Consider the following 21130-nt stretch of genomic DNA (forward strand, 5'->3'; position numbering starts at 1 on the left):
TTGGGGATCGGTTACCCGAGCAAGTGCTTGGTAGGTTAGCCTACAGGGGTGATTGAGGTCCAGGAGTTCAGGGCGCAGGTCCGCGACTGGCTGGCCGAGAACCTGGTCGGCGACTATGCGGCGCTGAAGGGGTTGGGCGGTCCGGGCCGCGAGCACGAGGCCTTCGAGGAGCGGCTGGCCTGGAACCAGCATCTGGCGGCAGCTGGTCTGACGTGTCTCGGCTGGCCGGAGGAGCACGGCGGCCGCGGGCTGTCGGTCGCGCACCGCGTTGCGTTCTACGAGGAGTACGCGAAGGCCGATGCACCCGACAAGGTCAATCACCTCGGCGAGGAGCTGCTCGGCCCGACGCTGATCGCCTACGGCACCCCCGAACAGCAGAAGCGGTTCCTGCCCAAGATCCTCGACGTCACCGAGTTGTGGTCGCAGGGCTATTCCGAGCCCGGCGCGGGCAGCGATCTGGCCAATGTGTCGACCACGGCTGTGCTCGACGGTGACCACTGGGTCCTCAACGGGCAGAAGGTGTGGACATCGCTCGCGCACTGGGCGCAGTGGTGTTTCGTGGTCGCCCGCAGCGAGAAGGGCTCCAAGCGGCACGCCGGCCTGTCCTTCCTGCTGGTACCGCTGGACCAACCCGGTGTCGAGATCCGCCCGATCATTCAGCTCACCGGCGACTCGGAATTCAACGAGGTGTTCTTCACCGACGCCCGCGCCGATGCCGACCTCGTGGTCGGCGAACCCGGTGACGGGTGGCGCGTGGCGATGGGATTGCTGACCTTCGAGCGTGGGGTGTCCACGCTGGGCCAGCAGATCCGTTATGCGCGTGAGCATTCCAACCTCGTCGAGGTGGCCAAGAAGACCGGCGCCGCGGACGATCCGCTGATCCGGGAGCGGCTCACCCGGTCGTGGGCGGGTCTGCGGGCGATGCGCTCGTACGCGCTCGCGACGATGGATGTGGAGCGGCCGGGCCAGGATTCGGTATCGAAGCTGCTGTGGGCCAACTGGCATCGCGAGCTGGGGGAGATCGCGATGGACGTGGTCGGAATGGCGGGCCTGACGTTGCCCGAGGGAGAATTCAGCGAGTGGCAACGGCTGTTCCTGTTCTCGCGCGCCGACACGATCTACGGCGGCTCGAACGAGGTGCAGCGCAACATCATCGCCGAGCGGGTGCTCGGCCTACCCAGAGAGGTGCGCCCGTGACCGACCTGTCCGTCGCCCCGGCAGAGATCGAGGGGCACAACCTGCTGGCCGGCAAGGTGGTTCTGGTCACCGCCGCCGCGGGCACCGGGATCGGGTCGACGACGGCCCGGCGGGCGCTGGCCGAAGGCGCCGACGTCGTCGTCTCCGACTACCACGAGCGCCGGCTGGGGGAGACCCGCGACGAGCTGGCCGCTCTGGGGCTCGGGGCGGTGCACTCGGTGGTCTGCGACGTGACCTCGACCGCGGCGGTCGACGGTCTGTTCGCCGAGGCGGTCGAGAAAGCCGGCCGGCTCGACGTCCTGGTCAACAACGCCGGGCTCGGCGGCCAGACCCCGGTGATCGACATGACCGACGACGAGTGGGACCGGGTGCTCAACGTGACGCTGACCTCGGTGATGCGGGCGACCCGCGCCGCGCTGCGCTACTTCCGCGACGCCGGGCATGGCGGCGTGATCGTCAACAACGCCAGCGTGCTGGGCTGGCGCGCACAGCACTCCCAATCCCACTACGCCGCAGCCAAAGCCGGTGTCATGGCGCTGACGCGCTGCAGCGCGATCGAGGCAGTCGAATACGGCGTGCGGATCAACGCGGTGTCGCCGAGCATCGCGCGGCACAAGTTCTTGGAGAAGACGTCGAGCTCCGAGTTGCTCGACCGGTTGTCCCAGGGCGAGGCGTTCGGCAGGGCCGCCGAACCGTGGGAGGTCGCAGCCACCATCGCATTTCTGGCCAGTGACTACTCCAGTTACCTCACCGGCGAGGTGATCTCGGTGTCGAGTCAGCACCCATGAGCACCGGAGCCACCAACACCCGTCGCGACGAGCTTCTCGCGCTCGCCGCGACGATGTTCGCCGAACGCGGGCTGCGTGCCACCACCGTTCGCGACATCGCCGACTCCGCCGGAATCCTGTCAGGCAGCCTCTACCACCACTTCTCGTCGAAAGAGGAGATGGTCGACGAGGTGCTGCGCGGCTTCCTCGATTGGCTCTTCGACCGCTACCAGCAGATCGTCGAGACCGAGGACAACCCCCTCGAGCGGCTCAAGGGGCTGTTCATGGCGTCGTTCGAGGCCATCGCCACCCGGCACGCAGAAGTCGTGATCTACCAGGACGAGGCCAAGCGGCTCTCGGCGCAGCCCCGGTTCGCCTACGTCGAGGAACGCAACAAAGAGCAGCGCAAGATGTGGGTCGACGTCCTCACCCAGGGCATCGAGCAGGGGTGCTTCCGCCCCGACGTCGATGTCGATCTCGTCTACCGATTCATCCGCGACACCACCTGGGTGTCGGTGCGATGGTACCAACCGGGCGGCCCGCTGACCGCCGAAGAGGTTGGCCAGCAATACCTTTCGATCGTTCTCGGTGGTATCACCCCGTCAGAAGGAGTCCACAATGGCTGAAGCGTTCGTCATCGACGCGGTGCGCACCGCGATCGGCAAGCGCAACGGATCGCTGGCCGGTGTGCATCCGGTCGATCTGGGTGCAGCCGGCTGGCGCGGCCTGTTCGACCGCAACGACGTCGACCCGGGTGCGGTCGACGACGTGATCGCCGGATGCGTCGACGCGATCGGTCCTCAGGCCGGCAACATCGCGCGATTGTCGTGGCTGGCGGCCGGCTTCCCCGAGGAGGTTCCCGGGGTGACCGTCGACCGCCAGTGCGGGTCCAGTCAGCAGGCCATCTCGTTCGGCGCGCAGGCGATCATGTCGGGCACCGCGGATCTCATCGTTGCCGGCGGCATGCAGAACATGAGCCAGATCCCGATCAGCTCAGCCATGCTCGTCGCCGAGCAGTTCGGATTCACCTCGCCCACCAATGAATCCAAGAGCTGGCTGCACCGCTACGGAGATCAGGAGATCTCCCAGTTCCGCGGCGCCGAGCTGATCGCCGAGAAGTGGGACATCAGCCGCGAGGACATGGAACAGTTCGCGCTGACCAGTCATCAGCGCGCACAGGCCGCGATCCGGGCAGGCCATTTCGACAACGAGATCCTCGACGTCGAGGGCTTCCGGGTGGACGAGGGGCCGCGCGACACCTCACTGGAGAAAATGGCCACCCTCAAGACGCTCGTCGACGGAGGCCGGTTGACTGCGGCGATGGCCAGCCAGATCTCCGACGGCGCCAGTGCGGTGCTGCTGGCCTCAGAGCAGGCCGTCAAGGACCACGGCCTGAAGCCTCGCGCCCGTATCCATCACATCAGCGCGCGCGGCGCCGATCCGGTGTTCATGCTGACCGGTCCGATTCCGGCCACCCGCTACGCGTTGGACAAGGCGGGCCTCTCGATCGAGGACATCGACACGGTCGAGATCAACGAGGCGTTCGCGCCGGTCGTGCAGGCCTGGCTCAAGGAGACGAAGGCCGACCCGGAGAAGGTCAACCCCAGCGGCGGCGCCATCGCACTCGGCCATCCGCTCGGCGCAACGGGGGCAAAGCTTTTCGCAACCATGCTGAACACGCTGGAGCGCACCGGGGGTCGCTACGGTCTGCAGACGATGTGCGAGGGCGGCGGCACGGCCAACGTCACGATCATCGAGCGGCTCTGATCGCCCGCCACACCCTCGCCGGCGTCATCGGAAGTCGGTGCACCCGTGCACCGGTCGCGCGCGTGATCGCGTTGGCGATCGCGGGGGCGACCGGGTTGTAGGGCGATTCACTCATCGACTTGGCGCCGAAGGGCCCCAGCGTGTCGTAGGTGTCGGCGAAGTAGACCTCCGTCACCGGAACGTCGGCCAGCTGCGGGAGATGGTAGTTGCGCAGCGTGGTCGTCGACATCGCACCGTCGGCGCCGACGTGCATCTCCTCGTACAGCGCTGAGCCGATACCCTGTGCCACACCGCCTTCCACCTGACCACGACACTGCTGCGGGTTCATGACGACCCCGGCGTCGGCGGCCTGGACATTCTGCAGGATGCGCACCTCACCCGTTTCGACGTCGACGGTGACGCGGACGGCGTGCACGTTGAATGCGACGGAGCGGGGCGTTCCGCCGTGCCGTCCGTAGCCGACCAACGGCACCGGCAGATCCGCGAAGTCGATCAGCCGCCCGGCGCAGTGCACCCCGTTGCGGGTCAGTGCGCACGCACCGCGGGCGACACCGGTGAGCTCCGAGGCGGCCGCCTCCAGCTGCGAGCGCAGCTTCTGTGCGGCCACGAGCGTGGCCTGTCCCGCCACCACGGTTCCTGCCGAGCCGAACGCTCCGGTGTCGTACCCGGTTGCCGCCGTGTCGGATTGGTTGATCCGGATGTTGCTGACGACGGTGTTGAGCGCGGTTGCCGCGATCTGTGCGTGCACGGTCGTGGTTCCGTTGCCGAACTCGGCGGTCCCGACGCGCAGCGTGTAGATCCCGTCGGCGTCGATGCTCACCGCGGCCTCGGCGTGATGGCCCCGCGGCGGGATGGTGGCGATCATCGCGATCGCCATCCCCTCTCCGGTGCGCCATTGCGGCCCAGCGGGGAGGGGGACGTCGTTCCCGCGGCGCAGCGCCGCCTGCGCGAGATCGAGGCACTGGTCGAGTCCGTAGCTGCCGAAAATGAGGTCGTCGTCGAGCACGTGGGAGTCGACGAAGTCGTCACCCGGAACGACCACGTTGCGTCGACGGAAGTCGAACGGGTCGATACCGAGGCGCGCGGCGAGCTCGTCCATCGCGGATTCGATGGCGAAGATCAGCTGACCCAGCCCGTAACCGCGGAAAGCCCCCGACGGCAGGTTGTTCGTGTACACCGCGCGGGCATCGACCCGCTTGTTCGGGCATCGGTACACCGACACCGATTCCCCGCAGCCGTGGAACATCACGCCGACGCTGTGGTTGCCGTAGGCACCGGCGTCGACGAGCACGTCGACCGCGAGAGCGGTGAGCACTCCCGATGCGTCGGCGGCCGCGGTGACATCCACCCGGAACGGGTGCCGGCACGGCGCGGTGGTGAATTCGTCACTGCGACTGAACTCGTAGCGCACCGGCTCGCCCAACCGCAGCACAGCCAGCGCGACCAGATCCTCGACGAGCATCTCCTGCTTGCCGCCGAATCCGCCGCCGACACGTTTGGTGAACACCTGCACCTCGTCGGCGGACAGGCCGAACAGGTGGCACAGTTCGTCGCGCACCAGGAACGGGACCTGTGTGCTGGTGCGGATCACCAACCGGCCGGCGTCGTCGCGCCACCCGGTGCAGCCGTGAGTTTCCAAGTGGGCGTGCTGGACCCGCTGCGTGTGCCAGCGGCCGCGCACCACGGCACCGCCGTGTGCGGCGGCCAGGCCGCCTTCGATGTCACCCACCCCGCCGTGCAGTTCGGCAACCAGATTGCGGCCCGGATCGGCGATCCTGGAGTCCGCGCCCTTGTCGCCGTGCAGCAGCGGCGCATCGGGTGCGGTGGCCTGCTCGGGGTCGAATACGGCGGGCAACTCCTCGTAAGTGACGACGAGTGCGCGGCAGGCTCTTTCGGCAGCGGCCGGGGTCTCCGCCACCACCGCGGCCACCCGCTGCCCGACGAACCGGACGACGTCGTCGAGGATCACCGTGTCGTCCGGATCGTCCTCGCGGTTCTCGTGTCGCGCGGTCGAGAAGCGCACCGGGGGGCTGTCGGCGTGGGTCAGCACCAACCGGACACCGGGAACGGCTGCGGCAGCCGAGGTGTCGACGGCCACGATGCGCGCGTGCGGCACGGGGCTGGTCAGCACCGCGAGGTGCAGCAACCCCGGCGGCGCGAAATCCATGGTGTATTCCTCGGTTCCGGTGACCACCCGCACCGCAGCCGGTGCGCTGATAGACCGTCCCGCATCCTGGCCGTCGGATTTCTCGACGTTCACCGTGCCGGCGAGCGCATCGGTGATCGCGCGATATCCAGTGCAGCGGCAGAGATTGTTCTTCAACTGCTGGGGGAGTTGCTCGGGGTCGAGGGTCGGCAGCGAGGCGGCGGTGGTCACCATGCCTGCCGTGCAGAAACCGCACTGGAAACCCGCGGCCTCGACGAAACGGCGCTGCACCGGATGCAGGTCCCCGGGATCGCCGAGACCCGCGGCCGTGGTCACCTCCCGGTCGGCCGCCCGGAACGCCGGATACACACATGAATGCACGGCCGCGCCGTCGACGAGCACCGAGCATGCGCCGCAATCGCCGGCGTCGCAGCCTTTCTTGACCTCGAAGTGGCCTCGCTCCCGCAGGAAGGTACGCAGGCACTGGCCCGGGCGTGGATCGTCCTCGTGGACGCGGCCGTTGACGGTGACCCTCATGTCAGCTCGGTGACGATCTGGTCGGCCAGCTGGTGCGTCATGGCGGCGCGCCAGTCAGGATCACCGTGGGCATCGCGGGTCCACGCGTCGTCCGGGATCACCGACAGCGCCTCGCGCAGCGCATCGGGAGTCGGCGAGGCTTCGAATCGCACGACGTACGGCCGGACGGTTGCCGCGGTCACCGAGATGGTGAGCGCGCCGCCGTCGGCCGGGGTGTCGCGCCGACCGATGACGACCACACCGGAGCGCCCCAGCGGTGACGTCGCGAGCTTGCGGAACGCGGTCCGGCCGCGCAGTGCGGCTGCGGGGATGTGTATCGAGCGCAGGATCTCGCCGGTGTCCAGCACGTTGGTGGTGACGCCGGTGACGAAGTCGGCGACAGGCAGCGTGCGGGTGTCGCCGTCGGGTCGCCAGATCAACGCGGTGGCGTCGAGCGCAGTGGCCAGCGAGATCATCGAGCCCGCAGGCAGGGACAGACAGATGTTGCCGCCGACCGTTGCGGTGCGCCAGATCTTGAAACCGGCCACCAGTGCGGTGCAGCACTGAGCGAACAGCGGCGCGGCGGTCCAGTCGTGCGGCAGGGTGCTCGACAAGTCGGTGAGTTCGGCCAGGGTGGTTGTGGCGGCGATCTCGATGCCGTTGTCCGACAGCGTGATCGGTGGCCACTGCAGCGTGGTGATGTCGACCAGCCGGGTGACGTGCTGCTGTGGTTCGGAGAAGAGCCAGGTTCCGCCGGCGAGGATCGCGTCCGTGGGCCCCAGCGGCCACACCTCGTCGCGGGATCGCGGCGTGTGCACCGCCTCGACGGTGTTGAGGTCCATCACTGCACCGTAGATTGCGGGGGGTCGCGGTGCAGGCCAAGCCGCCGAACTGCGAGGACGCGGCAACGCTGGGAGAATCGCACGCGTGCGTGCCTACCGCGGTCATCTGCTGCACATCGGTGGCGCGCCCCAGCTGGCGCAGGTCAGCGACCATCTCGTGTCGGTGCCCGACGGCGTGCTGGTCGTCGATGACGACGGCGTGATCGTGTTCAGCGGCGAGTACGCGGGACTGCCGGTGGACTTGGCCGGCGCCGACGTGACCGATTGCCGGCCGGGATATCTGCTGCCGGGGTTCATCGACACCCACATCCATTTCCCGCAGACCTACTGCACCGATTCCTACGGGGGCGGGCAACTGCTGGACTGGTTGCAGCGGTGCATCTTTCCCGCCGAGGCGAGGCTCGCCGACGCGGAGGTGGCCCGCCGGACGGCGCGCGACTTCTGTCGGCGCAGAGTCGAGGTCGGGACCACGACGGCGCTGGTGTTCGGGTCGGCCTTCCCCGACGCGCAGGACGCATTGTTCACCGAATCGCTGCGGGTCGGACTGCGCACCATCTCCGGCCGCGGTATCCAGACGGTGGGTCCGGCCGCGGCAGGCCCGCTGCTCACCGACGAGGCGGCGGCGATCGACCTGTCGGCCAGGGAAATCGATCGGTGGCACACGGCCCATCCGCTGCTGCAGGTCGCCGTGGTGCCGCGATTCGCGCTGTCGGTGACCGCACAGACCCTGGCGGCGCTGGGCGAGCTCTACGATTCGGTGCGCGCCGCCGGGGTGTACTTCCACAGTCACCTGTCCGAGAACCTCCTCGAGATCGATGCTGTCCGTGGATCGTTGGACGTCTCCTGTTATCTCGACGCCTACGACGGGCGGGTCGGCCGGGCGGGCGGGCCGACGCTGCTCGGGCCACGTAGCGTGCTCGCGCACGCCGTGCACTGCACCGACGGCGAATTGGCGCGGCTGGCCGAGACCGGCACCTCGATCTCGCACTGCCCGACCTCGCAGCAGTTCCTGGGGTCGGGCACCATGCCGTGGCGGCGCACCACTGCCAACGGGGTGACGGTGGCCCTGGGCAGCGATGTCGGCGCCGGTGACGAGTGGTTGATGGCCCGCGTCGCCAACGACTGCTTCAAGGTGCACATCAGCGAGCCGGGGTCGGCAGGGTTGTCGATCCCGCCGGCGCAGCTGTTGTTCACAGCCACGCTGGCGGGAGCCCAGGCGCTGGACATCGAGGATCGGGTGGGCAATCTCGACGCCGGCAAGCAGGCCGACTTCCTGGTGATCGACCCGCAGCGCCAGCCGTTGCTGCCCGAGCTCCTCGAACGGGTGGACGCCGAGGACACAGACCGGCTGCTGTTCACCCTGTTGCTCGGCATGCGGGAGGCCGCGATCTCCGAGGTCTTCGTGCAGGGTCGCCGGCTCACGGCCGAGGCGTCGATGCCTACCGCGTGAGGGGCCCGCCCATGATGTTGCCGACGATCCCACGAATGATGTTGCTGCCGTCCTCGTTTCGGAGCTCGTCGTACCACGCCGCGGTGGCCTCGGGGTCTTTGGCATGCGTCACGTCGCATCGGCGCCGCGCACGCAGCACAAGATCCCCGGCCCGCTCGCTGCGTGCGTACTGGTAGGACAGCAGCGCGGCGTGCACGTCGCCGGGATGGTCACGCAGCGCCCACTGCAGCGCCACCGCGTCCTCCATCGCCGAGCAGCCCCCCTGCCCGATGTCGGGTGTCGTGTTGTGGGCGGCGTCGCCGAGCACCGCGACGCGTCCCTTGACCCAGGTGTCGAAGGGATCGAGGTCGAGGATCTCCACGCGATTGGTGGTGGCGGGATCGAGGACGTCGATCAGCCGGTGCACTCCGGACGCCCACCCGTCGAAGCTCCGGCGCAGCATCTCCTTGACGTCGCCGCCGATCGCGGATGGCTCTCCGACGATGTCGAAGAAGAAGTAGAACCGGCCGCCGGCCACCGGCATCACCGAAACCCGTTGTCCATCAGCGACATAAGTTGTCCACTCGGTGGCCGGTCCGATCTCGTCGTCGACCGGCACGAGCCCGTTGACGTTCACGTACCCTGCGTAACGGCGGGTCACCGGCCCGCCCAGGACGTATTCCCGGGTGATGGAGTTTGCGCCGTCGGCGCCGATGATCAGGTCCGCGGACACGGTGGTCCCGTCGGCGAACGTCGCCACCGCGGCATCGTGCCCGTCCTCGACGGACACCATCTTCATGCCGAATGCGATGTCGTCCATGCCGTAGTGGTTCATCAGCATCGACTGCAGCTCCGCGCGGGCGATGGGGTAGGGCCGTTGGCCGACCTCCTCGATCAGCGGCTGCATCGAGAATCGACACATGGTGGCCCCGCTGTGCCCGTCGATGTAGCTCATCGTCTCGACGCGCCCACCCAGGGCGGCTGTCTCCTCGGCCAGGCCCAGGTAGTTCAGGCATTTGACGCCGTTGGACCACACCGAGATCGCCGCGCCGACGGGCTTGTTCTCGGTGACGCGCTCGTAGACGTGGGTGTCGATGCCGATCTGCCGCAACGCGATCGCCGCGCTCATGCCTCCCATCCCCGCACCGATGATGACGGCTTTCACCTCTGATCAGCTCCCTCTGTAGGTCGAGTAGGCATACGGCGACAGCAACAGCGGAACGTGGTGATGTGCCTGGGCATCGGTGACCTCGAACGTGATCACGACCTCGGGGTAGAACCCGGTGACTCCCTGAGCGGTGAAATAGCCTGCGGTGTCGAACCGTAACCGATAGGTGCCCGCCGCCAGCTCGGCGGCCAGCTCGCCGACGCGGCCGTCGTCGTCGGTCACGCCGGCTGCCATCTCGCCGTCGGATCCCTGCAGGGACACCGCGACGCCGGTGGCGGGCCGGCCCGTGGTGGCGTCGAGGACGTGGGTGGAAAGACTCATGGGATCAGCATCCCCGATCGGCGCTCATGTGGGTGGCTCGCTGAGCAGACGTTCCAGCCGCAGCCGGTTGATCTTCGCCAGCTCGCTACGCATCACCCGGCGTTCGGTGTCGGGGTCGTTGTGCAGCCGCTCGGTCAGGATGTCCAGCAGCTCCTCGGCCGAGCGCCCGCTGGCGCACACCAGGTACACGTACCCGAACCGGTCTTCGTATTCGCGGTTCTTTGTTGCCAGTTGCGCCTTGATGTCGGCGTCGGCGCCGGCGACACGGGCCTGCTCACGTGCCGACGACGGGTTGTCCACGGCGGCGCCGATCCGGGGGTGGCCGTCGAGGGCGGCGTCGAGTTCGGCGTCCGGCAGCTCGGCCAGCACCCGATCGGCCCGGTCGTAGAGGGCGTCGGCGTCGCGGAACGGTGCGGCGGCCAGCACCCGTCGCGCCCAGATCGGTGACGAGCACACCTCGAACAGCAGATGCATCTGCGCTCGCTCCGAGGCCGCGTTGAAGTGCGTCAGCCCGACTGCCCTCACGAGAGTTCGTTGAGCCTGCTGAAACGCGCAGCGGCAACGGGATTGGCGTCGGCGACCAGGTCGGTGAACCTGTGGTTCACGATCTTGGCGACCTCGATCAGGGCGAACGCCTTCTCCGCCGACGGCGAGTTGTCCATCCGGGACCAGCCGTTGCGCAGGACCCGGTCGAAGCGCTCTGTCTCCTTGGCGCAGATGATCAGCGGGAAGCCGAAGTGACTTCGGTAGGCGGTGGCGAGCTCCACGACGTCATTGTGGTCGTCGTCGTCGAGGTTGGACAGGGCCACGTGATCCACGGCGAGCACCTGGCCCGTCTCGTCCTCGGCGCCCAGGTCGGGGAACGCGCCCAGCAGCTCGGCCTGCTGCTCGGACGAGCCGGTCAGCACCGCGTCCTGGAAGGCTTCACGCAGCGCGGTGGTGTCGGCGAACGGCCGCTGGTCGTAGGCGCGTTCGACGGCCCACGGCACGTCCTGGACGACGTGGCCGAACACCTCGGTGAACCGTTCCTTGGTCATCGCGTTGACCTCACCGAGCGTGATCGAGCCGCCGCCCGCCACGCGCGGGCCGCCTGAACCGGTGTGGAAGAACACGATGTTCAGCAGGATCGCGCTGACCGCGCCGATGCTGATGCCGCTGCCGAAGATCAGGTCGACCCCGGTGGGCATGGCCTTGGCGATGTCCGGATAGGCCGTCACCCACAGCGCCAGCGCGAGGCTCGTGGTCACGATGATGAGGTTGCGGTGGTCGGTGAAGTCGACCTTGCCCAGCGTCTGGATCCCGACGACGGCGACGGTGGCGAACAGCGTCAGCGCGGCGCCGCCCAGCACGGGATTCGGGATCGAGGCGACGACCGCGGCGACCTTGGGCAGGAAGCCGAGCAGGATCATGAACACCCCGGCGGCCGCGACCACCCAGCGGCTCTTGATGCCGGTGAGCCGTACCAGGCCGACGTTCTCGGAGAACGCGGTGTAGGGGAAGGAGTTGAAGACACCGCCGATGGTGGTGGCCACCCCGTCGGCGCGCAGCACGTTGCCGATGTCGGAGGCCTTCACTCGCTTGCCGACGATCTCACCGGTGGCGATGGTGGAGCCGGTCGATTCCACGGCGGTGATCATCAGCACGATGATCATCGTCAGGCAGGCGACGAAGTCGAACTTGGGCATGCCGAACAGGAACGGCGGCGTGAAGCCGATCGGAGCCGCTTCGCCGACCCGATCGAAGTTCATGTCGCCCAACGCGAATGCGACCGCGCAGCCGACGACGAGGCCGAGCAGGACGGCGATGGTCGCCAGGAAGCCGCGGAAGATCCGCTGGATCGCGACGATGATCGCGATCGTGCCGACGGCGTAGAGGAACCACCGGATGTTGGTCGGATCGGGTTCGTGGGTGGCGGGATTGGTGACGGCGTCCATGGCGCCGACGGGCACCAGGCACAGACCGATGATCGTGATCAGCGTGCCGGTGACGACGGGAGGGAAGAACTTCAGCAGCTTGATGAACACCGGGGCGATCAGGAACGTGAACACCCCGGCGACGATCACGGCGCCGTAGACGTAGAGCATGCTCGACGCGCCGCCGCCGTGAGCCATGCCGATCGCGATGATCGGCGACACCCCGGCGAACGTGACGCCCTGCAGCAGCGGCAGGCGGACACCGACGTTGCGGAACCCGACGGCCTGGATGATCGAGGCGATACCGCAGGTGAACAGGTCCGCCGTGATCAGCTTGACGAGTTCTTCCTGGGACAGTCCGACAGCCCCGGCGATGATGATCGGCACGAGGACCGCGCCGGCGTAGAACGCGACGACGTGCTGGAACCCATAGGTGGCGAGCTTCGGGACGGGCAGCACCTCGTCGACGGGGTGGGTGCGCTTGCTCGTGCCGCGGGCGGTGGGTGTCGACATCGGATCAGAATCCGACAGGTTCGCTCACTTCCGGTGACGAGCGCGTTTCCGGGATGTTGCAGCTCACGCCGGTCAGTGGTCGTGCAGGATCACGCCGCGCACGTTGCGCCCGGCGCGCATGTCCTCGTAGCCCTCGTTGACTTCGGCGAGCTTGTACTCGTGCGTGACGGTCTCGTCGAGCAGGAGCTTGCCCTCGCGGTAGAGCGAGAGCAGCCGCGGGATGTCGGCGCGCGGATTGGCCTCGCCGTACAAGCTGCCGAGCAGGCGCTTCTGGAACAGCGTGAACATCATCATCGACAGCGAGGCCTGGTTGTCGGCCATCGTCGACAGGGCAGTCACCACGACCGCTCCGCCCTTGCGGATGATGTTGACCGCGTCGTCGATCATCGTGCCTTCGAGCAGGCCGACCGTCAGGATCGCCGAATCCGCCATCACTCCGCGGGTCAGCTCGGCGACCAGCGCTGTCGCCTCGGGCAGCGACGTGACGAAATGCGTGGCACCGAGCTGTAAAGCCTTGGCGCGCTTGTCTTCCACGGGTTCGACCACGACGATCTTCTCCGCACCGGCCAGCCGCGCGCCCTGCACCGCGCCGCTGCCGATCCCGCCGAACCCGATCACCACGACCGTGTCGCCAGGTTGGACGTCGGCGGTGTTGACCGCCGATCCCCATCCGGTCGTCACGCCGCAGCCCAGCAGGCAGGCCCGTGAGAGCGGGACGTCGTCGTCGATCTTGACGATGGAGGCTTCAGGCACCGTGCCGTACTGAGAGAACGTGCCCACCAGTGACATCACGCCGATGTCCTGGCCCCGGGCGCGCCGTCGATAGGTGCCGTCGATCTGCGTGCCGGCCATGATGATCGCGCCGAGGTCGCAGAGGTTCTGGTGACCCGTCGAGCAGAATCGGCAGCGGCCGCAGGCCGGAAGGAACGACGCGACGACGTGGTCGCCAGGGGCGAGGTCACGCACGCCCGGTCCGACTTCGCGGACGATCCCGGCGCCCTCGTGACCGCCGATCATCGGGAGGGGGAAGGGCAAGTCCCCAGTGCGGATGTGCTCGTCGGAGTGGCAGAGGCCGGTGGCCTCCCAGGACACCAGCACCTCGCCGTCACCGGGCGGGTCGAGATCGATTTCCTCGATGCTCCAGTCGGAGCCGTACTCCCACAGAATCGCGGCATTGGTCTTCATCGGCCGAGTCTAAGAAGCGGCCCGGTCCGTCCGCGGCGGATTCGCCCGACAGGTGTCAGACGGTGGTCAACGCCAAGCCCGCCAGTGCGATCAGCCAGCTCGCGAAGCTGCCCACCAGGAAGTACTCGGTCACTTCGTCGATGCCGGGGCCGACACCCGGATCGTCGGTCCCGGCCTCCTTGCGCGCGGCGGCGAGTTCGGGGAATCGGATGATGCCCTTGGCCGCGATCACGGCCGAGGCCGCGCCGAACTCGCCGCCCAGCGCCAGCCCCACGATCAGCAGTCGCTCCATCGGACCGAGCAACCGGCCGCCCTTGAGGCGGTCGGACGGCTGGGGTTGGCCGACCGGGCGGACCGCACCGACCGCGCCGAGGACGAGCCGCACCACCTGGTTGGCAGTGACCAGCTGAAGCAGGACGACCCCGACGATCATCAGCGCTCGGCCCGGGTCGACGTCCGGCAGCCCGATCCAGGGCAGCCACCACCCGAGCGGGCCGGCCACCGGGGACGCCCAACCGCTGAACGCGACGATCAACGCGGCGCCGGCGCCGAACACCGTCAGCGCGCGACCGTGCCGAGTTCCGTTGCGGTCCGCAGCGTCGCCGAGGATCACCCAGACGACGGAGACCGCCGCAGCGACGACGAGCAGCACGATGTCGCCGAGGTGCCACAGTCCGGCCACGGCCGCGCTGGTCACCACGGCGACCGGACCTGCGACCAGCGCGGGCCACCGGCGGGCGCTGAGTTTGCGAGAGATGTCAGCGACGCCGACGGCGAGGAGGAACACCGCCAGCGCACCCATCACAGCTCCCGTAGTTCGGCCGCGGCGGCGAGGAGCAGGTCGAGCCCGGCCCGCCCGGCGCGCTGGGACACCGCCGAGGCACTGATGCCCTCCGCCATCGCCAGCTCCTTCTTGGTTCGCCCTGCGCGCATCCCGGCGAATATCCGCAGGGACCTCTCGTCGAGCGATCCAAGCAGATGGTCCCGACACATCAGGGCGGCATTGACGGCGTGGGGATCGATGCCTACGCCGGTGTCGTTGCGGAAGGCGCTGCGTACGTGCGTCATTCCCGGTTGCTGCTGAGTGGCCGCGGTCCACTCGATGGCTGCGCGTGCGGCCCACCAGCCAGGTCCGTCCTGGATTCCTGACTCCCGGTCGAGAGTGGTGACGGAGCCCCAGCCGAGTCCGAACCGGATGTCGATCGCCGGTGCCAGCTCCAGGCGCAACGTCAGTGCGGCGTCGATCGCGAGCCCGACCGCGGGGTACGCGCCCTGGAACTCGTCGCCCACCGTGAGGGCGGGTGCGTCGACGGCACCCTCGGCCACGGTGGCCAGCGCCGCAGTGACGCGGCGGTGGAGTCCGCGCCGGTCGGCGAACGTGCGGGAGCCCACGACGTCACCGATGAGCGTCGCGCGCGGCAATGAAGTTTCTCGCTTAACTCGCGCCATATGAAGACTATAGCTTCACTTCTGCACTATGAAGCCAGGGACTTCAGCATGTTCGGCCGATCGGTTCGTCCGGGCAGGGCCGAACCGTGCATTTCTTGAGCGCAAGGGAATTCCCCGATTGGCTGCTGGGCTCCCCCGGAGTGAACATCATGCTGCCTGAGTAATCCAACGGGGGAGGTCTGCTGTGGGGTTCGAAAAGCACATCGGCAGGGTGGGCGCATTGGCCGTCGCACTGGGAATCGGATCGGCTGTGGCGGCGATGCCGGCAGTCGCCTCGGCCGAACCCGACACCGCCGGCACGGCAGCGCTCTCGCGCCACGCGGATGACTCTGCGCGTGAGAACGCTCCGCGGCTCGGCAAGCGCTCCCGTCCGGCCAGCGAAGCCCCGCCGGAGACGAAGCGCCGCTCCGTCGGCAGCCGGCGCGCCGAGGCTGCCGACACCGATGCGCCGCAGGTCGGCGTCGACAGCTCTGAGGAGCCCGAGAGCGCTACGAGTTCGACACCGAAAGAGCCTGCTGGACAGCGCCGTAAGGGTCTCGTGCGCAGTGAGTCGGCATCCGAGACGCCGAAGCTCATCACGGCGCTCTTCGCGCCGCGGGCTGCCTCTCGGCGCACCGACACCCCCGAACCCGACAGCGCGTCCCCACTGGCGTGGACGATGCTGGCCGCCGCGCGGCGCCAGCTCGGTGAATCACGCGATACTGCGGCAAAAGTCACCGCCGCGACCACCAGTGTGGTGCAGTCGGATGCCGGCAGCACCACGCCGGGGCTCGCGACCCAGCCGGTGGTCATCGGCGCGGACGGCACCATTTATCAAGTCACCGTCGAGGCCAACGCAAACACCGGGATGCTTGCCGGTGGTACACGTGTCAGCATCGTCGGACCCGACGGCACGACGCGCACGACCCGCACCATCGTCGGCGGCCCGAGCGAAGGGTCCAACGCGGTCGCGCGTGAGGACGGCAGCCTGCTGATCACGACCTACAGCCGGCTGCTGAATCGCACCTTCGTGTCAGTGGTCAACCCCAACGGAGGAGTCCGTCCGATCGGTTCGGCGGGCGGCAACGTCCAGACGCCCATCGCGATCGCGGCCGACGGCACGGCCTACCTCCAGACCCTGGTGAACCCCTCATTGGGTGTGGGCTACAAGCTGATTCGCGTCTCTGCCAACAACACCACGCGGGTGTATTCGGCGACAGTGTCTTCGTTTCCCCCTGCCGTCGCACCCGACGGCAGCGCCTACCTGGTCACGCAGAACCTTCTGACCGACAGAGTCGTGCTGATGGCGATAGGCCCCGGCGGAGAGCTGCGCAGGACGGCCCCGCGGTCCGATCTGCAGACGGTGGGTCAGCCGGTGATCGGAACAGACGGACGCGCCTACTGGGCGGTCACCTATGACGGGGCCGGCGACGCGCGCGTCACCGACGTCTACACCTTCACCGGCAACAAGAGCTCCATCCGGCACATCGACGGTGACGTGTCCACGTACAGCCTCGTCCCGGCCGGTGACGGGGTGTACGTGCCGGTAGTCGACAATGCTGCGGGGACGACCAGCATCGCGCGGATCAGCGCGACCGCCATCGAGATCTCGCAGTCCGCAAGCGGGTATCTGATCAATCCGATCGACGTCACCCCGGACGGTACGGTCTACGCGTCGTTGCACGATTACGTCACGGGTACCGACAGAGTCGCCGTCTATCGGGTCGACGGCGGCGTCACTGCGGTCGCGGTCGCGGGCGACATCGTCGACCTCCCGAGTTATCAACGCCCGCCGACGGAGTATTTCCCCACCCCCAATCCGGACAACGCCGGCTACGTCACCTACACCGCCGACGGGCACTCCCTCCTCGCCGTGTTGTCCTCCGATGGCACCATCGTCCGCACGGTCGCACTTCCGGACGGAATGGCCGTCACCCGGCCGGTGAGCTTCGACGCCGACGGCAGGGCGTACCAGGTCGTCGAGACGCCGAACAACACCGGCAACCCCAGCGTGTCAGTCGTGTCCGCGTCGACGGGAGCTGTCATCGCGACGTTGCCGGGATCACTTGTCTCAGGACATGATTCGCTGCTGTTCGGCCCCGACGGCACCGGCTACCTCGTCACCGCTGACACGTCGGGTCCCACCTACCACATCGTGTCCTTCGACAGCACCGGTGCAGTGGTCGCCAGCCTCGATGCCGGCGGGTTCCTCGCGCGCAACTATGTCGACTACCGGGGCAAGGGGTACGTCAGGGAACCCCTGACGTTCGGGCCGGACGGCACCGCTTACGCCAGCTTCAGTACATTCTCGGGCCAGGAAGGCGGCGTCTACGCGCTGACCGCTGCCGGGGCAACCAAGATCCTCGCCGTCGACCAACCGGACACGAGTCTCACTGTCGTCATCGTGGATGACGCGGGCACCCCGTACGTGACCATCACCCGACAGGAAGGCAACAGGTACGTCAGTACCGTCACACCGCTCACTACGTGATGTAGGCGGTGGCCTTCTGCAGATGGTCGATCGCCTCGGCGACGATCGCGGGAACCAGTTCCGCGCAGGACGGCAGATCCTCGATGATCCCGGTGACCTGTCCGGATGCGAGCACGCCGGCATCCGTATTGCCCTCGACCAGGCCGGCTTTCAGCAGCATCGGGGTGTTGGCGGCCATCACCACCTGGGCCCACGTCAAGTCTTTGCCGTGCCGCATCGCCATGCCGTCACGCAGCATCGACGGCCACGACATGCCGCTCATCTTCTTGAACTTCTGCGCATTGCCCACCGCGGCGGCCAGACCGCGAACCGGGGAACCGCTCTCCAGCTTCTCCACCAAGCCGGTGCGCAGCACGCGGTGCGGCATGCCGTCGACCCGGGTGGAGACCACCGTTCCGTCGAGCGCGGTCTGCAGATAGCGCTGCTTCACCGCATCGGGCACGGTCGAGTCAGTCGTGAGCAGGAAGCGTGTACCCATGGCGACCCCTGCCGCGCCGTAGGACAGCGCCGCGGCCAAACCCCGGCCGTCGAAGAAGCCGCCCGCCGCGATCACCGGCATCCCGGTGTCGGCGACGGCGTCGAGCACGGACGGCAGGAGCAGGGTCGTGGCGATCGGACCGGTGTGGCCACCACCCTCGCCACCCTGCACGATCACCGCGTCGGCACCCCAGGCCGCGACTTTCTTCGCGTGTTTGGCCAACCCGACCGACGGAATCACCACGACGCCAGCGTCTTTGAGCTTGGCGATCAGATCGGGTTTCGGAGCCAGGGCGAAAGAGGCGACTTTGACTCCTTCGCTGATCAGGAGGTCGACGCGGTCGTTCGCGTCGCCCGCGTCGGCACGGATGTTGATGCCGAACGGCTTGTCGGTGGAGGCCTTGACCTTGGCCACCGCGGTCTTGAGCTCGTCGAGGGTCATCGTCGCCGAGGCGAGAATGCCCAGCCCGCCGGCATTCGAGGTGGCCGCCACCAGGCGCGCACCCGCGACCCAGCCCATCCCGGTCTGCACGACCGGATGCTCGATGCCGACCAGCTCCGTCAGGGGAGTCTGCAGCTTCACTTGACTTCCTTGTCACGCAACGACTTCGGGTCGATGACCTCGCGCAGGATGCGCAGTTCGTCGGCGGAGGGGAGCCGGGTCGCTTCGGCTTCGCCGAGACCGTGGACCTCGAACGAGGTGTTCTCTGCAACCTGCTCGGGCTCGATGCCCGGATGCAGGGACACCGCCCGCATCTGATGGTCGGGCCCGTTGAAGTCGAACACACCGAGGTTGGTGATCACCCGGAAGACGTTGACCAACCGATAGGCGGGGTTGTCGGGATCTAGTTTGTCCCAGCCGATTCCGGAGACGATGTCCACGGATTCGCCGAACACGCGTGTCGAGTGGTTGCCGACCCAGTAACTGGTGGCGTGGTTGATCGTGTTGCCCGGCGCACCGCGGACGCCGAACATCTGCCTCTTGGGGTGCTGTAGCGGTCCGAAGGCCGACAGGTTCTGGTTGCCGTAGCGATCGATCTGGTTGGCGCCCATCACGACATGGCGGCGGCCCCAGGCCAGCGTCTCGAAGACCCGACCGAACGGCATCCAGCCTTCGATGGCGGCGGCCGCGCCGATGGCGGGGGTGTCGGCGATCAGCCGCGCCTCGCCGTCGGTGAGCACGATATCGGGGGAGAACGTCAGGCGAGCGAGCCGCGCCCCGATCGAGACGATCGTGGTCATCGGGCTGACCATGATCTCGCCGGCGTCACGGAACAATTCGGCGCACGCGACGGCGCACACCTCTGCGCGGGTTGCCGAGATCACTGGGCCGCCTCCTGGAACTTACGCACCGCTGCCTGGTAGTCGGATTCGCTTCCGGACAGATACTTGTCGACGAACGTCGACCACGTCTCGTCGGAGCCGGCCGCCTCGGCGTAGTGCCGCTGGAACTTCTCGTCACGCCGGTAGTCGGGCTCCGCGGTGGTGAAGTGGGCTCCGTTCGGGGCCTCGACGAGGGTGTCGACCATCATGCGGTTGATCAGCAGCGCTTGCGGCGGAACGGATTTCACGAGTTCGTCGGTCGGCACCACCTTCTCCACCGACAGGAACCGGCGCTGTGCCGACATCAGGAAGAGATCGTCGAAGTACGGGTCGATACCTGTGTAGGCCGCATTGCCTCGCGAGTCACCCACATTCATGTGCACGAACGCCGCGTCGAGGTTCAGGGCCGGCATCGCGATGAGCTCCTCGTAACCTTCGCCCGTCAGGTAGGGCGACCGCACGGTCTTGAGTTCGTCGCCCCAGAACGCGCGCACATCGCTGCCCAGGCCGGCGCGGATCGGCAAGAACGGCAGGCGCTGCGCGGCGGCCTGTAGGCCACAGCGGAGCATGCCCTCGTCCATCTCCCTCGCCTCGATCGCACCGGAGGTGCGGGCCTTGGCGAACCACGGGTCGTAGAACGGCGGGGAGTCCAGCGACACGAAGCCGTAGTAGGCCCGCTTGACCTTGCCCGCCGAGCACAGCAGACCGAGATCGGGTCCGCCGTAGGTGACGACCGTCAGATCGGTGACTTCGGTACGCAGCAGCGCGCGCACGAAAGCCATCGGCTTGCGCCGCGAACCCCAGCCGCCGATGCCGATCGTCATGCCGCTCTCGATGGAGGAGACGGCCTCGTCGAGAGTGGCGCGTTTGTCTGACACTATTTCGACCCCTTGTCCGTGCCCGCGAACGCATCCCGGTGTTCGTCCGAGACGCCGGCGAGGTTGAGCTCGAAAGTGAAGCCCTGCTCCATCCGGTAGCGGGCAGTGACCGGTTGCACGTCGATGAAGTTCAGTGCTTCTTTGGCGGCGCGGATCACCCGGGTGTCCTTGGCGGCGATGTCACGCGCCACCCGCAGGGCCGACTCGTCGAGGTCGGCGCGCGGCACGACCTCGTGCACGGAACCGAAGTGGTGCAGCGTGTTCGCGTCGACGGTCGCCGCGGTGAAGAACAGCCGTCGCATCATGTGTTGCGGCACAAGGCGAGACAGATGGGTAGCCGCGCCGAGTGCGCCGCGCTCCACCTCGGGCAGCCCGAACTTCGCGTCGTCGGAGGCGACGATGACGTCGGCGTTACCGACCAGCCCGATTCCTCCGCCGACACAGAAGCCGTTGACTGCGGCGACGACCGGCACCGCGCATTCGTAGACGGCCCGAAACGCCTCGTAGCACCCGCGATTGGCGTCGATCAGTGCGGTGAAGCCCTCGGTGTTCTGCATCTCCTTGATGTCGACGCCGGCGTTGAAGCCGCGTCCCTCGGCCCGCAGGATCACCACGTGCGTGGTCTTGTCACGCCCGGCCGCGGTGATCGCGTCGGCGAGTTCGAACCAGCCTCGCGACGGGATCGCGTTGACGGGTGGGTAGTCGACGGTCACCGAGACGATCCCCGGCTCCACCGTCGCGGTGGTGATCGGCATGCGCAACTCCTGGG

General features: G+C 67.9%; 19 protein-coding genes. 6 read left to right on the forward strand and 13 right to left on the reverse strand.

All coding sequences use genetic code 11. The features are described from left to right. Positions 1-48 precede the first annotated feature (48 nt). Genes ipdE1 through fadA6 form a run of 4 tightly spaced genes read left to right on the forward strand, consistent with a single transcriptional unit; the run spans position 49 to position 3731 of the window. Positions 49-1197: an acyl-CoA dehydrogenase IpdE1 gene (ipdE1, locus tag PGN37_RS15550; RefSeq protein WP_335331911.1), complete on the forward strand. Its 1149-nt coding sequence runs from the start codon at positions 49-51 to the stop codon at positions 1195-1197. Next, the gene (ipdF, locus tag PGN37_RS15555; RefSeq protein WP_335331912.1) at positions 1194-1985 is read left to right on the forward strand and encodes a (5R,7aS)-5-hydroxy-7a-methyl-1-oxo-2,3,5,6,7,7a-hexahydro-1H-indene-carboxyl-CoA reductase; all 792 of its coding nucleotides are present in this window, start codon (positions 1194-1196) and stop codon (positions 1983-1985) included. Before ipdE1 ends, ipdF begins: the two co-directional genes overlap by 4 nt. Continuing rightward, positions 1982-2590, forward strand: coding sequence for a TetR family transcriptional regulator KstR2 (gene kstR2, locus PGN37_RS15560; protein ID WP_335331913.1), 609 nt, complete (start codon positions 1982-1984; stop codon positions 2588-2590). The genes ipdF and kstR2 overlap by 4 nt, the downstream gene beginning before the upstream one ends. Then, on the forward strand, positions 2583-3731 hold the full coding sequence (fadA6, locus tag PGN37_RS15565; RefSeq protein ID WP_335331914.1) for a steroid 3-ketoacyl-CoA thiolase FadA6: 1149 nt from the start codon (positions 2583-2585) through the stop codon (positions 3729-3731). The genes kstR2 and fadA6 overlap by 8 nt, the downstream gene beginning before the upstream one ends. Here the strand turns inward: fadA6 and PGN37_RS15570 are convergent. Both PGN37_RS15570 and PGN37_RS15575 read right to left on the reverse strand, forming a co-directional pair. Next, positions 3715-6414: a molybdopterin-dependent oxidoreductase gene (locus tag PGN37_RS15570; protein WP_335331915.1), complete on the reverse strand. Its 2700-nt coding sequence runs from the start codon at positions 6412-6414 to the stop codon at positions 3715-3717. The genes fadA6 and PGN37_RS15570 overlap by 17 nt on opposite strands. Next, positions 6411-7235, reverse strand: a complete 825-nt coding sequence (locus tag PGN37_RS15575; RefSeq protein ID WP_335331916.1) for an FAD binding domain-containing protein — start codon at positions 7233-7235, stop codon at positions 6411-6413. Before PGN37_RS15575 ends, PGN37_RS15570 begins: the two co-directional genes overlap by 4 nt. Positions 7236-7320: 85 nt before the next feature. Here PGN37_RS15575 and PGN37_RS15580 point away from each other — a divergent pair, with 85 nt between their 5' ends. Next, positions 7321-8685 (forward strand): guanine deaminase, encoded by a 1365-nt coding sequence (locus tag PGN37_RS15580; RefSeq protein WP_335331917.1) that lies wholly within the window; start codon positions 7321-7323, stop codon positions 8683-8685. On the opposite strand, the gene hpxO is transcribed toward PGN37_RS15580, so the two are convergent. The 7 genes from hpxO to PGN37_RS15615 form a co-directional block, all read right to left on the reverse strand. Then, positions 8675-9829 carry an FAD-dependent urate hydroxylase HpxO gene (hpxO, locus tag PGN37_RS15585; protein WP_335331918.1) on the reverse strand — a complete coding sequence of 385 codons (1155 nt, stop codon included), beginning with the start codon at positions 9827-9829 and terminating at the stop codon, positions 8675-8677. The two genes, PGN37_RS15580 and hpxO, sit on opposite strands and share 11 nt — an antisense overlap. Before the next feature lie 6 nt (positions 9830-9835). Then, positions 9836-10153 (reverse strand): hydroxyisourate hydrolase, encoded by a 318-nt coding sequence (uraH, locus tag PGN37_RS15590; protein ID WP_335331919.1) that lies wholly within the window; start codon positions 10151-10153, stop codon positions 9836-9838. 24 nt (positions 10154-10177) lie between these two features. Further along, positions 10178-10678 (reverse strand): 2-oxo-4-hydroxy-4-carboxy-5-ureidoimidazoline decarboxylase, encoded by a 501-nt coding sequence (gene uraD, locus PGN37_RS15595; protein ID WP_335331920.1) that lies wholly within the window; start codon positions 10676-10678, stop codon positions 10178-10180. Beyond that, on the reverse strand, positions 10675-12579 hold the full coding sequence (locus tag PGN37_RS15600) for a solute carrier family 23 protein (RefSeq protein ID WP_335331921.1): 1905 nt from the start codon (positions 12577-12579) through the stop codon (positions 10675-10677). The genes uraD and PGN37_RS15600 overlap by 4 nt, the downstream gene beginning before the upstream one ends. A 72-nt stretch (positions 12580-12651) precedes the next feature. Next, positions 12652-13764 (reverse strand): NDMA-dependent alcohol dehydrogenase, encoded by a 1113-nt coding sequence (locus PGN37_RS15605; RefSeq protein WP_335331922.1) that lies wholly within the window; start codon positions 13762-13764, stop codon positions 12652-12654. A 55-nt stretch (positions 13765-13819) separates the two neighbouring features. Next, positions 13820-14566 (reverse strand): hypothetical protein, encoded by a 747-nt coding sequence (locus PGN37_RS15610; protein ID WP_335331923.1) that lies wholly within the window; start codon positions 14564-14566, stop codon positions 13820-13822. Beyond that, a complete protein-coding gene (locus PGN37_RS15615) occupies positions 14566-15213 on the reverse strand; it encodes a SatD family protein (protein WP_335331924.1) in 648 nt (215 codons plus the stop codon). Before PGN37_RS15615 ends, PGN37_RS15610 begins: the two co-directional genes overlap by 1 nt. 184 nt (positions 15214-15397) lie before the next feature. Between PGN37_RS15615 and PGN37_RS15620 the strand changes: the two genes are divergently transcribed. Continuing rightward, entirely contained in the window at positions 15398-17683 is a 2286-nt protein-coding gene (locus tag PGN37_RS15620) for a YncE family protein (protein ID WP_335331925.1), read from the forward strand. Here PGN37_RS15620 and ipdC read toward each other — a convergent pair. Genes ipdC through echA20 form a run of 4 tightly spaced genes read right to left on the reverse strand, consistent with a single transcriptional unit; the run spans position 17676 to position 21116 of the window. Continuing rightward, the gene (gene ipdC, locus PGN37_RS15625; RefSeq protein ID WP_335331926.1) at positions 17676-18743 is read right to left on the reverse strand and encodes a (3aS,4S,5R,7aS)-5-hydroxy-7a-methyl-1-oxo-octahydro-1H-indene-4-carboxyl-CoA dehydrogenase; all 1068 of its coding nucleotides are present in this window, start codon (positions 18741-18743) and stop codon (positions 17676-17678) included. The two genes, PGN37_RS15620 and ipdC, sit on opposite strands and share 8 nt — an antisense overlap. Next, positions 18740-19486 (reverse strand): cholesterol ring-cleaving hydrolase subunit IpdB, encoded by a 747-nt coding sequence (gene ipdB, locus PGN37_RS15630; protein ID WP_335331927.1) that lies wholly within the window; start codon positions 19484-19486, stop codon positions 18740-18742. Before ipdB ends, ipdC begins: the two co-directional genes overlap by 4 nt. After that, on the reverse strand, positions 19483-20361 hold the full coding sequence (ipdA, locus tag PGN37_RS15635; RefSeq protein ID WP_335331928.1) for a cholesterol ring-cleaving hydrolase subunit IpdA: 879 nt from the start codon (positions 20359-20361) through the stop codon (positions 19483-19485). Before ipdA ends, ipdB begins: the two co-directional genes overlap by 4 nt. Then, the gene (gene echA20 / locus PGN37_RS15640) at positions 20361-21116 is read right to left on the reverse strand and encodes a (7aS)-7a-methyl-1,5-dioxo-2,3,5,6,7,7a-hexahydro-1H-indene-carboxyl-CoA hydrolase (RefSeq protein WP_335331929.1); all 756 of its coding nucleotides are present in this window, start codon (positions 21114-21116) and stop codon (positions 20361-20363) included. The genes ipdA and echA20 overlap by 1 nt, the downstream gene beginning before the upstream one ends. Positions 21117-21130 lie beyond the last annotated feature (14 nt).

Source organism: Mycobacterium kyogaense, assembly GCF_036946525.1.
GTDB lineage: Bacteria > Actinomycetota > Actinomycetes > Mycobacteriales > Mycobacteriaceae > Mycobacterium > Mycobacterium kyogaense_A.

What these genes read in the sequence shown, in the direction of transcription:
- uraH (WP_335331919.1), bottom strand. Translation starts at nt 10,153, where the DNA reads ATGAGTCTTTCCACCCACGTCCTCGACGCCACCACGGGCCGGCCCGCC.
- PGN37_RS15575 (WP_335331916.1), bottom strand. Translation starts at nt 7,235, where the DNA reads ATGGACCTCAACACCGTCGAGGCGGTGCACACGCCGCGATCCCGCGAC.
- PGN37_RS15605 (WP_335331922.1), bottom strand. Translation starts at nt 13,764, where the DNA reads ATGAAGACCAATGCCGCGATTCTGTGGGAGTACGGCTCCGACTGGAGC.
- PGN37_RS15600 (WP_335331921.1), bottom strand. Translation starts at nt 12,579, where the DNA reads ATGTCGACACCCACCGCCCGCGGCACGAGCAAGCGCACCCACCCCGTC.
- kstR2 (WP_335331913.1), top strand. Translation starts at nt 1,982, where the DNA reads ATGAGCACCGGAGCCACCAACACCCGTCGCGACGAGCTTCTCGCGCTC.
- PGN37_RS15570 (WP_335331915.1), bottom strand. Translation starts at nt 6,414, where the DNA reads ATGAGGGTCACCGTCAACGGCCGCGTCCACGAGGACGATCCACGCCCG.
- fadA6 (WP_335331914.1), top strand. Translation starts at nt 2,583, where the DNA reads ATGGCTGAAGCGTTCGTCATCGACGCGGTGCGCACCGCGATCGGCAAG.
- PGN37_RS15615 (WP_335331924.1), bottom strand. Translation starts at nt 15,213, where the DNA reads ATGGCGCGAGTTAAGCGAGAAACTTCATTGCCGCGCGCGACGCTCATC.
- PGN37_RS15610 (WP_335331923.1), bottom strand. Translation starts at nt 14,566, where the DNA reads ATGGGTGCGCTGGCGGTGTTCCTCCTCGCCGTCGGCGTCGCTGACATC.
- echA20 (WP_335331929.1), bottom strand. Translation starts at nt 21,116, where the DNA reads ATGCCGATCACCACCGCGACGGTGGAGCCGGGGATCGTCTCGGTGACC.